Source organism: Bacillus sp. EB106-08-02-XG196 (genome assembly GCF_013396335.1).
In the GTDB taxonomy this organism is placed as follows: Bacteria; Bacillota; Bacilli; order Bacillales; family Cytobacillaceae; genus Neobacillus.
The window spans coordinates 155,963-168,457 of record NZ_JABWSY010000007.1; the positions used below are offsets into that span (position 1 = coordinate 155,963).

Below are 12,495 nucleotides of genomic sequence, written 5' to 3' on the forward strand. Positions count from 1 at the left end.
TAGGCTGAAGATATTCCCACTGAATAACTAATAAAGGAAATTAAAACCTTAACAAATTTGTCACAAATTATTTGAAAAACGTATATAAACATCACAGCGATGTTGTTAATATTGTGGTAGGAAATAATGACACTAATTATAAAGTTATTATTAGTTAGTAATTAATCTCATTAATAAAAGGTAAATTCCTAAACAAGATTGTGAACAAATTCACGTACAACCACCATTCTAATAAATGAGAGGAGATTAACACATGCACAAAAAGGGTACAAAAGGGGCTTTATATTCAGTGATTCTTACAATTATCACACTATTAACTGGATGTGAGCCATTACTTGTCTTGGATCCCAAAGGTCCTCAAGCCGAAAGGCAGGCTAGTGACATCCTATTATCAATAGGAATCATGTCTGTGATTGTCATTGTCGTTTTTGCATTATTAGTCTACATGCTAGTAAAATACCGAGCTTCTAAACAAAGAGCAGATTATGAACCTCCACATATCGAAGGAAACCTTTGGGTTGAGGTTATTATGGTAGGTATTCCAGTATTAATCGTTGCTTATCTATCCTACGTATCTGTTCAAAGTAACTATATCGTTGAGGCAACACCAAAAGGATATGAAGATAAAGAGCCATTAGTCGTCTATGCTTCATCCTCAAACTGGAAATGGCATTTTAGTTATCCAGAAGAAGGAATTGAAACCGTGAATTATTTATATATTCCAACAGACAGAGCTCTTGAATTTAAACTTTATTCTCACGGTCCGATTACAAGTTTTTGGATACCACAATTAGGCGGACAAAAATACGCGATGAATGACCATGTCACTACCTTGCATTTAGCAGCCGATGTCCCTGGTGAATTTATGGGACGAAACGCCAACTTCTCAGGTAAAGGATTTGCTGAAAATACATTCAATGTCACTGCAATGTCTCAAGAAGATTTTGACGATTGGGTAAAAGAAGTAAAAGAAACAGCAAAGCCGATAACAGAGAAGAAATTCGAGGAATTGTTAGAACCAGGTCATCTAGGGCAACAAACATACACTGGGACTCACCTAGAATTTTCACCGCCGCCATCTGGCCATAATCATAACGATGAATCAGCAGAAACACCTGAAACAGAATCTCAAACAGATTCCCATACCGGACATGAAGGTATGAGTCATTAATAATAAAAAAGTAATCTTCCGTTGAAAGGAGATATAATAAATGGATTTCTTTAATCGATTTGCCGTTCCACATCCTAGTATTGCGATTTATGCATCGATGGCTGCAATTGGCCTTACACTTATTGCTGTTATTGCCGGGATAACTTATTTTAAAAAATGGGGTTACCTATGGCGTGAATGGTTAACAACTGTTGACCACAAACGAATTGGTATTATGTATTTGCTATCTGCCCTCCTCATGCTATTCCGAGGCGGGGTTGATGCCATCATGATGCGTGCTCAGCTGGCTGTACCAGAAAATACACTGCTTGACGCACAGCATTATAATGAAATTTTCACCACACACGGGATCGTAATGATTCTCTTTATGGCAATGCCATTCATCATGTTCTTTATGAACTTTGTTGTTCCACTACAAATTGGAGCACGTGATGTGGCATTCCCACGCTTGAACGCATTAAGCTTCTGGCTATTCTTTATGGGTGCGATGTTATTCAACATTTCATTCGTTGTCGGAGGTTCACCTGACGCAGGCTGGACATCTTACTTCCCGCTTGCAGGCAACGAATTTAGTGAATCTGTCGGTACCAATTATTATATGATTGCGATTCAAATTGCAGGTATTGGTACATTAATGACAGGAATAAACTTCATTACTACCATACTCAAAATGAGAGCGCCTGGTATGACATTAATGAAAATGCCAATGTTTACTTGGTCCGCTTTAATTGCGAACGTAATTATCGTTTTTGCTTTCCCAGTATTAGCTGTTTTACTTGCAATGGGAACCTTGGATCGTCAATTTGGAACACATTTCTTTACCATGGATAATGGCGGTATGGATATGCTTTGGGCCAACATTTTCTGGGTTTGGGGACATCCTGAAGTATATATCTTAATCCTGCCGGCTTTCGGTATTTATAGTGAGATCATCTCCACCTTTGCACGTCGTAACCTATATGGCTATACATCAATGGTTGGTTCGATGGTTATTATCTCTCTTCTATCCTTCTTAGTATGGGCGCACCATTTCTTTACCATGGGGCAAGGTGCCTTAACAAACAGTATCTTCTCGATCACGACAATGGCAATTGCCGTTCCGACAGGTGTGAAGATTTTTAACTGGCTGTTTACGCTAAGAAAAGGAAGGATTGTTTTTACCACGCCAATGCTTTATAGCATGCTTTTCATTCCGCTTTTTACACTTGGCGGAGTAACCGGAGTCATGCTAGCAATGTCTGCAGCAGACTATCAATATCATAATACGATGTTCTTAGTCGCTCATTTCCATAACGTTATTATTCCTGGTGTTGTCTATGCAATGCTTGCTGGGCTGCATTATTACTGGCCAAAGATGTTTGGCTTCATGCTAAATGAGAGAATTGGAAAATGGACGGCATGGTTAATGTCTATTGGCTTTATATTGGCTTTCATGCCGATGTATATTTCAGGTTTAGATGGCCAGGCACGCAGGATGTACACATATTCAGAATCTGCTGGATTTGGACCAATGAATATGATTTCTTTTGTTGGCGCGGCGATAATGGCCATTAGTTTTGTGTTAATTGTTTACAATATATACTATAGTACTCGTTATGAATCAAGAGATATTAGTAATGATCCTTGGGATGCGCGTACACTAGAGTGGTCTACACATACACCAGTACCAGAATATAATTTTGCTATTTTACCAGATGTACGGTCCAATGAGGCATTATGGGATGCTAAGAAAAATGGTCATGTACTATTTAAAGGTGAATACGAGAAAATTCATATGCCAAATAATAGCGGTATCCCATTTATTATGAGCTGTATCTTCTTTGTATGGGGATTCTCCTTTATATTCAGTCTGTGGATTCCTGTCATCGTTACTACTCTAGGAATTTTCGGATGTATGGCTCTAAGGTCATTTGAGCAAGACCATGGCCGTTATATCTCTGTTAAAGAAATTGAAGAAACAGAAACAAATTTGCGAGGTGCTTAAAAAATGAAAATAGATAACTCGCTTCCATTAGAATATAGTACCGAAGAAAACAGTTTAAAAATCTTAGGATTTTGGATCTTCCTTGGTGCCGAAATTATGCTTTTCGCTACCCTTTTCGCTACCTATTTCACTTTAGAGAATAGAACGGGAAGCGGACCAACTGGTGAAGAGATTTTCCAAATTACTCCTGTTTTATTTGAAACAATCCTTCTATTAACTAGTAGTTTTACTGTTGGACTTGGGATTCATGCGATGCGTATCGGGAAACAAAAAGCGATGATTACCTTCTTCTCCCTTACACTTCTTCTTGGTCTTGCCTTTTTAGGAGTGGAGATTTTTGAGTTTGTTACCTATGTACATGAAGGTGCAGGATTACAAACCAGCGCATATACAGCTGCCCTGTTAACCACACTTGGAACACATGGAGCACACGTTACACTTGGATTTTTCTGGGGATTATTTATTATCCTGCAGATTAAAAAACGTGGATTAACTCCACAAACAACCAATAAAGCATTTATCTTCTCACTTTATTGGCATTTCCTAGATGTTGTTTGGATTTTCATCTTCAGCTTCATCTATTTGAAAGGAATGATGTAATATGAGCCAATTATTTCCGATGAAGCAGGTACTTGGTTTTGTATTTTCTTTACTCCTTACAACCGTAGCACTTGCGGTATATTTCTTAGATATGTCATTTGCAGCAGGAATGACAATCTTACTTGTTACAGCATTTATCCAAGCAGGACTTCAACTAGTTGTTTTTATGCATGCTGGGGAAACAAAGGATAAAGGTGCAATTTACACAAATGTATTTTACGGTTTGATCATAGCACTTGTAACAGTGTTTGGAACGTTACTCGCGATGATTTGGGATATGTAATTGAAAAAGGAGTACCTATTGAATAGGTGCTCCTTTTTTTGATTTAACTGGACCTACTTTCGTCCCTATATATGATTTTTCTAACATTTCATCTGTTACGACTAAAAACACACCAATCAGAAAAATAAATACGGCACCAACTGATGTTCCAATTCCAATTGGAACCAAAATATTGTAACCGGTTACAAATATCCCGGCAATAAATGCCAAAATACCCATAGTTAGAACAGTTAGGCCGACATACGTTACAGCATTAAGGAATTTCTCTCTACTTTTCATAACAACGTATCCCCTTTCTATATATTAATTATTGACCGCGTTCACAAAATTGTCAAACTTTTTTTTAAGAATCGATACTCTATTCTTGACATAGCAAAACAAGCAATTCCCCAATTAGGCGGAATTACTTGTTTAGATTTTTTCTTCTGCTGTAAAAACCTTCTTCGCTTCTATTAATAAAATATGATGTCCTTCAATTTCCTTAACGGTGAAGATGACCCCTTCCTCTTCAATCTCGTCACCCTTTTTAGCATCAAAATTCCGTGTCAGAAACCAGCCGCCTATCGTATCCATTTCATCATCTGATAAATTGGTCCCTAAAAGATCATTCACTTCATTAACCAATACTTTTGCATTGAAACAATAATGATCTGGACCGAGTTTCCTAATTTCCGCAACTTCATCAGTATCGTATTCATCACGGATTTCACCGACAATTTCTTCTAAAATATCCTCAACGGTTACCAATCCCGAAGTCCCGCCATATTCATCAAGGAGAATGGCCATATGTGAACGTTCTTTTTGCATTTTCACCAGTAAGTCATGAATGGGAATCGATTCAATGACGCGAATAACTGGTTTTAACATAGGTTGTAAGGTAGTATCCTTTAGGATTTCTTCTTTTTTAATCTCTTCCGTTAAAATTTCTTTTATATTTATAAGTCCTAATATATTATCCTTATCCCCATCAACTACAACAGGGTAACGTGTATATTTTTCTCTCTTTATGACTTCCCTAACTGTTTCAACACTATCATTCATATTTAAGGTAACCATTTCTGTCCTAGGAACCATGATCTCTTTTGCAATTCTTTCATCAAACTCAAATATATTGTTCACGTACTCCAGTTCGCTTTTGTTAATTTCGCCGCTTTCATAGCTTTCTGACAGCAGTATTCGCAATTCCTCCTCTGAAAGTCCTAATTCATTTTCAGAGACCGATTTGAACCCAAACCAGCCAACAAGTACCCGAGCTGAATTATTTAATACCCAAATGAATGGGTACATAAGCTTATAAAACCAAATCAAAGGTTTGGATGTCGCAAGAGTAATCTGTTCTGCTCTTTGGATCGCTATTGTTTTCGGAGCTAACTCTCCAATAACTACATGTAAGAATGTTACAGAAGCAAATGCCAAACCGAACGATAAAATATGAGATACTGCCTCATTTAATTCCAGCCGCTTAAATAACGGATACAATAAGCTCTCAACTGTGGGTTCTCCCAGCCAGCCCAGCCCTAAAGCTGTAACGGTTATACCAAGCTGGCAGGCTGATAAATATTCATCCAGGTGTGTAGTCACATGTTTGGCAGCTTCTGCCCCTTTTCTGCCTTCTGCAATTAATTGTTCAATTCTCGATCCCCTTACTTTCACGATAGCAAATTCCGTCGCAACAAAAAATCCAGTCAACGCAATTAATATTGCAATTAAAAGAAGATTTATGATTGTCAATCGCTGACCTTACATGGTGTAAGGCTTACACCTCCATAATAAATGTATGTATACGTTTATTCATACCCATAATCAGCTCTTTTTACTGAAAGGAAGCTGCAATCGATTGAATGCAGCTTCCTTTCAAATCTTAGTATTATAAGTTTTCCTTTATTGATAGTAAATTATGAGGCTTTTGTATCTAATTTTGCTTTTTCTACAACTTGATCCTTTGATAAGAACCAGCCTGCTGCAGCAATTCCCACTAACACTGCGTAAAACGTTAGTTTCCATTCGGTTGAATGGGCAAATTCTTCACTTAATACCGCAAGCGACGGATGTGAAAGTGTGTACACGGCAAGCTTTACACCTACCCAGCCAACAATACCGAATGCTGCAATTTCTAATCCAGGTCTTCTTTCTAACAGCTTAACAAATTGATTAGCAGCAAAACGCATAATCACTAGACCAATAATCCCACCAGCAAAAATAACTAAGAACTTTCCACCATCTAGACCCCCGATATTAGGAAGCGGTGTTTCTGGCAGCACAACTGCAAGTGCTACTGCAGCTAAGATGGAATCGACCGCAAAGGCAATATCTGCTAATTCTACCTTAAAGACAGTTGTCCAAAATCCACTTTGCTTAGCAGATTTCTCTTCCTGTTTATTTTCTGCTTTTCCATTAATAGCTACTTTACGGACAATATGATTAATCGCCATAAATAACAGATAAAGGGCTCCGATCGCTTGAACCTGCCATACATCCACTAGGAAAGAAATAACAAATAATGAAACAAATCGGAACACAAACGCACCAGCTAAACCATAAAACAAAGCTTTCTTTCGATCTTCTTCAGGCAGATTTTTAACCATGATTGCAAGTACTAAGGCATTGTCTGCTGCTAATAATCCTTCCAGTGCCACTAACACCAACAATACCCATCCATATTCCAGCAATAGAGAAAAGTCCATCAATAAGTCCTCCTAATAAGTAAGTTTTTTCCAAAATATCCCTTTCACTGCAATAAAAAAGCCTTTACCCTGGGCAAAAGCTGCAATTCGCTTTTACCCCGGTAAAGGCCACAAAAATACAAAAAGACCTTTACCGTTTGTGCAGTAAAGGTCTTGCTAACAACATCACGTTGCCAATAAAGCCGGAGAAAATTACTTCTCGGAATGACGACTTTATTGTCCAGCTACTCCCCTTTAAAAGGAAATATTTTATTACTAATACTATATGATAGAACCGACAAATCGTCAATACCAAAATATAGCTTTTGCCATAAACTCCAGAACTAATAGGAAATACTTTACATTTCTTCAAATGTAACCGTAAAATAATAAATAATTACCAATTCTTTTAGGAGGACATACTAACCAAAATGTTTAAAAGGATGTGAAATAATTTGGAAAAAAAGAAAAAGAAGAGATCACATTTTCCTTTCCGCCTCAATTTGCTATTTTTCAGTGTTTTTTTGTTATTTTCCATCCTAATTTTGCGCCTGGGATTTGTTCAAATCGTATACGGGGAAAATTTCAAACGTGAGTTGGAAAGAAAAGAAGATATTACGATCAACAACCCTGTACCTCGGGGGAAAATGTTTGACAGTAATTACCGAGTCATCGTTGACAATGTTCCAAAACGCGCGATTACATACACAAACATGGGAGCCAGTCAGAAAGAGATGCTGGATACCGCTGAAAACTTAGCAAAATTAATTGTTAAAAATTTTGATAAAATGACGCAACGGGAAAAAAGGGATCTTTGGATCCTCAAAAATCCGGAAAAAGCGGATGCAAAAATCACCAAAAAAGAATTAGATTTATTTAAAGCAAAAAAATTAAAAGATAATGATTTATATAAATTAAAGATTGAAAGAATCACGGAAAATGAAATAAGTCAATTAACGCCAGAGGAGCTAGAAGTCTGGTCCATTTATCTTGAATTTTCGAGCGGTTATAAATTCACCCCGCAAATTGTCAAAAATGAAGATGTCACACCTGAGGAATTTGCGATTGTGAGTGAAAATCTACAATCCCTTCCAGGAGTTGACACCACAACAGACTGGGATAGGTCCTATGCCTTTGATCAAACATTAAAATCAATCCTGGGGAACGTAACGAAAACCGAGGAAGGTCTGCCTGCAGACCGACTAGATCATTTCTTATCATTAGGGTACAACCGTAATGACAGAGTTGGAAAAAGCCAGCTTGAACTGCAATACGAAGATGTACTCCATGGACACAAATCAAAGGTTAAAACGATAACAGATAAGCAAGGGAATGTCATTGAAACCGAAGTGGTTTCGGATGGAAAAAGAGGCAAGGACCTCGTCCTTACCGTCGATATGGATTTACAAAAAGCTGTAGAAAAAATCATTGAAGAAGAGCTCTGGGGATTGAAAAATACGCCTAATACCTCTCTCTTGGATCGCGCGTATGTCGTGTTAATGGATCCGAATAATGGGGCCGTTTTAACAATGGCAGGAAAAAGAATCGTGAAAAATCCTGAGACCGGAAAATTAGAAATGCAGGACGATGCACTAGGTACCATTACGACTACCTACAATGTAGGTTCTGCTGTGAAGGGTGCAACGATTTTAACTGGTTTTAAACAAGGTGTTATTAAACCAGGCACTCGAATAAATGACACAGGAATTAAAATCAAGGACACTCCACTGAAAAAGTCTTATTCCTATTTAGGAACGCTGAATGATGTCGATGCGTTAAAACTATCGTCAAACGTTTATATGTTCCATACTGCCATTAGAATTGGTAAAGGAAATTACCAATTTGAGCAGCCTTTAAGCCTTGCTCCAAATACGGTTGACATCATCCGAATTTCTTTTGCAAGCTTTGGACTTGGTTCTAGGACAGGTATTGATCTGCCAAATGAATCTAGTGGACTAAAAGGGCCAAGCCGACTCCCTGGTCATATAATGGACTTAGTTATTGGACAATATGATACGTATTCTCCAATGCAGTTAGCACAATATATTTCAACCATTGCAAATGGCGGAAAAAGGATGAAACCGCATATTGTAAAGGAAATACGAGAGCCTATCGATAATCATACAGATGAAATTGGTCCTGTTTTTCAAGAAATTAAACCAACTGTCCTTAATACGATCGATGCTGAACCTCCGGGGATGGACCGGGTTCAATTAGGCTTCAAGAAAGTATTCCAGGAGCCAGGGGGAACAGCATATAAACGTTTTACCGGCGTCTCCTACTCTCCTGCAGGAAAAACTGGTACGGCGGAGGCATTTTATGATGGACCATTACGCGCTAATTTCGGTAAGGAGCCTCCTCCGGTTATGAATTTAAGCTTAGTTACTTATGCACCGAGCGCTAATCCTGAAGTGGCAATGGCTGTGATTGTCCCTTGGGCCTACCAAGGAACCACCGATAACGGAGCAAACTTTCTTATCGGTCGAAGAGTGATGGATACTTACTTTTCCATGAAGAACAATTAATTAGAAAAAGGCGTCTGGTATTTTTTAACCAGACGCCTTTTTCAATTCACAATTTAATTGGTAATACATAAAACAATACGCAGAAAAAGTGAAGCACAGTTGCTGCGATTACAAAGAGGTGCCAGATTGCGTGGTGGTAGCGGAACCCGCGCCAAACATAAAAAATTGCCCCAAAGGTATAGAGAAGACCGCCAATCATTAATAATGTCATCCCTTCGGAGGGAAGCTTGGCCGCTAGTGGATTCCACACGAAAACCATCATCCACCCCATGACAACGTAAAGAATGGTGGATGTAAATAAGTATTTTTTTGTAAAAAAACACTTGAATACCGTCCCGGCAATTGCGAGTCCCCAAACGATACCGAACAATGACCAGCCTAAAGGACCTCTAATTACAATGAGCAGAAATGGTGTATAAGTTCCAGCAATATAAAAGTAGATAGAGGAATGGTCAAAGATTTCAAATATGTCTTTTGCTTTACCTTCAGGAAAACTATGTACCAAAGTTGATGACATATACAAAATGAACATGGAGGCTCCATAAATCGTAAAGCTAACAATGTGCCATGCCGTTCCGTAGAGTGTGGAAAAGACAATTAATATGACCAAAGCAGCAATACTAAGCATGGCACCAATTCCGTGCGTAATCGAATTGGCAACTTCCTCTTTCCGTGAAAATACATGTGTGTTTGCCATTTCTCAAAGCTCCTTTTTTAACTCTTCTTCAATTTCTTCATTAAGTCTATTATGCTCTTTTTTGGACTCCAACAGTTAAATTTATAATTAGTTTTGGTTTCAAACCCTAAACGACTGCAGTAATAAATCATACCATCTGATTTTCTTTCCGCTTTAAAATGCCTGCAGGTGGCGCAGAAATGGAAGTCTTTCATTATATTCCCCTCCACAGATTTACCAATCTATTAATTATTCATTCATAGTTTGTTCATATTTTTTCGTTAAGATAAATTACAGGTTCAGTAACAGGACCAATCCTCCCCCCTTTTATTTTATAGATTCTTTACCCATACCCGGCAATTTGCCGGGTAAATTTTTTAAAACGAAAACACTAGGTATACCGCTGTTCCCCACATGATTACAGCAGATATTTTGTTTAACGTGTTAATGAATTGTCCCGTTTGATCAAGTTTTCCTACCAATCTGCCAACGACGGATAATCCAAAAAACCATAACCAAGAAACGAAAATACATACCATAGTAAAGACTGCCTTTTCTATTCCTGTGTACGCTATTGAACTTGTTCCGATTACTCCAATTGTATCCATTATGGCATGTGGATTTAACAATGAAACAGACGCAGCAAAGGTAATTTGTTTTTGCGCTGTAAATAGTTGACCACTATTCTCCTCTGTACTAGGTTTACTTTTCCATGTTACATAGCCCATATATACTAAAAAAGCAATCCCAATTACACTCAATGCTGTTTTTAAAAAGTTGATTTCTAAGACAACTGCGGAAATTCCTAAAACAGCCAACGAAATTAAGAGTGTATCACAAAGTGCAGCTGTTAAAACCACTGGTAATGCATTAGTCCATTTTGGCTGTAAGGCACCCTGATTAAATACAAATACATTTTGTACCCCTAAAGGTAAAATCAGTCCGAAGGCTAAAATAAATCCATGAATGGCAGCACTTATCATCCTGTCTCTCCTAAACATAATAATACTCGCTGTCTACTAAATGAGCAGACAGCCTTTTTGACGATACATTATATTTTTCTTTGCATAAAAATCTCTGGGTCATCGAGTGTCTGAAAACCGTATTGTTCATAAAGACCATGGGCATCGAAAGTACATAACATCATTTTCCGAACGTCTTTTAGTTCGGATTGCTCCACCATCGTTTCCACCATCCATTTCGATAAGCCTCTTCCCCTATATTCAGGAAGGACAAATACATCCATAATCCAAGCGAATCTTACAAAATCAGTTACCGCCCGGACAAAACCAATTTGCTTTGCATCCCCTTTTGCAGGATCTCCCTCATACATTCCAAAGCAAATCGAGGATTTCTCTATCGATTTCTTTACTTTTTCAATCGTAATACCTTTGGCCCAGTAAGAATCAACACTTAAAAAATGGTGAATCACATCAGTATCAAGATATTGCTTATCTGTACTAATAGTAAAACCAGCCTTTTCCCAACTAGACATCTTCCATCACCTTCCATAAATTAGGGATAAACTACTATCTTGTTGTATCTGAAGTATACTTCCTTCCTTGCCTGTCAATAACAATACCAAACACTAGAAGAAAGAGGTGTCATGGCATGAAGGGAATCTATTTTATTAATGATAGGATAAGATTAAATGGGCTTTCGAAGGAAGAAAGCTTTAAACTCCAAGAACAATCTATATTACCTTACATTCAACAGCATAAAATCGAAGTCGTTAAGTTAAATCCATACCAACTTTATGACTACTACACGATTCCACACGCGCTGTTACATGATCTAAAAAAGCATAAAAACTATCTTGATTGTTTGGTTCAGTACTCTCCTTTCGTGATGGAAGATTTTATTAATTCGTATCCAGCACGATGGTTCATTTTAAAAAGCTTCTTTAAAGAAGTCATTACAATTGAAGAAAAAGACCTCCCAGTAAAATACATTGTTTAGTCCAATGATCCTTTAGCCATTTTACGATAAATTATGAAAAAGTTAATAATGAAAATAATGAGAATATAACACCCATATAAAACAAAAGAAAATAACTTATTGCTGCTAAAAGAAGCACCCGCATAGGATAAAATCAATATGTTTGGTATTTTCCCTATCGTTGAAGCGGCAAAAAATATCAGCCAATTCACGTTACTTAAACCACAAATAATGTTGACAACAGGCGCTGGGATGATTGGAATCAGTCGGCAGGTTAGGATAGCAACAAAGGAATTTCTATCAAGAAACTTCTCATATTCCTGAGCTTTCGGATAATTCTTTAACTTAGATTGTGCATAATCCCGGAAACCGTACCTGCTTAAATAGAAGAAACCTATTGTTCCAGCCATTGCTCCCGTTAAGGAAACGATCACTCCTTGAGTGGTTCCAAATACTCCGCCAATAAGACCAGCTAGGACAGGAAAAGGAATGACAGGAAAAAAGACGCATATGGCAACAAACAGCATGCTAATGAAAATAGAAAACACTCCGCCTGCCTTCATTATTGTAAGCAGTTCATCTTTTTGAAAAAAACCAATTGCAATGACAATCAATAATAATGATAGGCTTAGGATTCTTTTAACCATCAATTTCT

At 37.7% G+C, this 12,495-nt stretch carries 13 protein-coding genes; 6 read left to right on the forward strand and 7 right to left on the reverse strand.

What is annotated here, in order from left to right; genetic code table 11:
• Positions 1 to 253: 253 nt before the first annotated feature.
• Genes qoxA through qoxD form a run of 4 tightly spaced genes read left to right on the forward strand, consistent with a single transcriptional unit; the run spans position 254 to position 4,038 of the window.
• Positions 254 to 1,171 (forward strand): cytochrome aa3 quinol oxidase subunit II, encoded by a 918-nt coding sequence (qoxA, locus tag MLOOGBEN_RS12885; protein WP_179158656.1) that lies wholly within the window; start codon positions 254 to 256, stop codon positions 1,169 to 1,171.
• A gap of 40 nt (positions 1,172 to 1,211) precedes the next feature.
• A complete protein-coding gene (gene qoxB, locus MLOOGBEN_RS12890; RefSeq protein ID WP_179158657.1) occupies positions 1,212 to 3,155 on the forward strand; it encodes a cytochrome aa3 quinol oxidase subunit I in 1,944 nt (647 codons plus the stop codon).
• Between the two features lie 3 nt (positions 3,156 to 3,158).
• Complete coding sequence (gene qoxC / locus MLOOGBEN_RS12895; protein WP_179158658.1) at positions 3,159 to 3,755, forward strand: cytochrome aa3 quinol oxidase subunit III; 597 nt, start codon at positions 3,159 to 3,161, stop codon at positions 3,753 to 3,755.
• Between the two features lies 1 nt (position 3,756).
• Positions 3,757 to 4,038: a cytochrome aa3 quinol oxidase subunit IV gene (qoxD, locus tag MLOOGBEN_RS12900; protein ID WP_179158659.1), complete on the forward strand. Its 282-nt coding sequence runs from the start codon at positions 3,757 to 3,759 to the stop codon at positions 4,036 to 4,038.
• Between the two features lie 15 nt (positions 4,039 to 4,053).
• On the opposite strand, the gene MLOOGBEN_RS12905 is transcribed toward qoxD, so the two are convergent.
• The 3 genes from MLOOGBEN_RS12905 to MLOOGBEN_RS12915 form a co-directional block, all read right to left on the reverse strand.
• Positions 4,054 to 4,317, reverse strand: a complete 264-nt coding sequence (locus MLOOGBEN_RS12905) for a hypothetical protein (protein WP_179158660.1) — start codon at positions 4,315 to 4,317, stop codon at positions 4,054 to 4,056.
• A 132-nt stretch (positions 4,318 to 4,449) separates the two neighbouring features.
• On the reverse strand, positions 4,450 to 5,769 hold the full coding sequence (locus MLOOGBEN_RS12910; RefSeq protein ID WP_179158661.1) for a hemolysin family protein: 1,320 nt from the start codon (positions 5,767 to 5,769) through the stop codon (positions 4,450 to 4,452).
• 164 nt (positions 5,770 to 5,933) lie between these two features.
• A complete protein-coding gene (locus MLOOGBEN_RS12915; RefSeq protein WP_179158662.1) occupies positions 5,934 to 6,722 on the reverse strand; it encodes a TerC family protein in 789 nt (262 codons plus the stop codon).
• A 434-nt stretch (positions 6,723 to 7,156) separates the two neighbouring features.
• Between MLOOGBEN_RS12915 and MLOOGBEN_RS12920 the strand changes: the two genes are divergently transcribed.
• The gene (locus tag MLOOGBEN_RS12920) at positions 7,157 to 9,226 is read left to right on the forward strand and encodes a peptidoglycan D,D-transpeptidase FtsI family protein (protein ID WP_179158663.1); all 2,070 of its coding nucleotides are present in this window, start codon (positions 7,157 to 7,159) and stop codon (positions 9,224 to 9,226) included.
• 46 nt (positions 9,227 to 9,272) lie between these two features.
• Here MLOOGBEN_RS12920 and trhA read toward each other — a convergent pair whose 3' ends face one another.
• The 3 genes from trhA to MLOOGBEN_RS12935 all read right to left on the reverse strand — a co-directional run bounded on the left by trhA (position 9,273) and on the right by MLOOGBEN_RS12935 (position 11,397).
• Complete coding sequence (gene trhA / locus MLOOGBEN_RS12925) at positions 9,273 to 9,923, reverse strand: PAQR family membrane homeostasis protein TrhA (protein WP_179158664.1); 651 nt, start codon at positions 9,921 to 9,923, stop codon at positions 9,273 to 9,275.
• Between the two features lie 356 nt (positions 9,924 to 10,279).
• Entirely contained in the window at positions 10,280 to 10,885 is a 606-nt protein-coding gene (locus MLOOGBEN_RS12930) for a LysE/ArgO family amino acid transporter (protein WP_179158665.1), read from the reverse strand.
• Between the two features lie 68 nt (positions 10,886 to 10,953).
• Entirely contained in the window at positions 10,954 to 11,397 is a 444-nt protein-coding gene (locus tag MLOOGBEN_RS12935) for a GNAT family N-acetyltransferase (RefSeq protein ID WP_179158666.1), read from the reverse strand.
• Positions 11,398 to 11,513: 116 nt separating this feature from the next.
• On the opposite strand from MLOOGBEN_RS12935, the gene MLOOGBEN_RS12940 reads away from it, so the two are divergent.
• Positions 11,514 to 11,861: a hypothetical protein gene (locus tag MLOOGBEN_RS12940; protein ID WP_179158667.1), complete on the forward strand. Its 348-nt coding sequence runs from the start codon at positions 11,514 to 11,516 to the stop codon at positions 11,859 to 11,861.
• Here the strand turns inward: MLOOGBEN_RS12940 and MLOOGBEN_RS12945 are convergent.
• The gene (locus MLOOGBEN_RS12945; RefSeq protein WP_179158668.1) at positions 11,858 to 12,487 is read right to left on the reverse strand and encodes a TVP38/TMEM64 family protein; all 630 of its coding nucleotides are present in this window, start codon (positions 12,485 to 12,487) and stop codon (positions 11,858 to 11,860) included. The two genes, MLOOGBEN_RS12940 and MLOOGBEN_RS12945, sit on opposite strands and share 4 nt — an antisense overlap.
• Positions 12,488 to 12,495 lie beyond the last annotated feature (8 nt).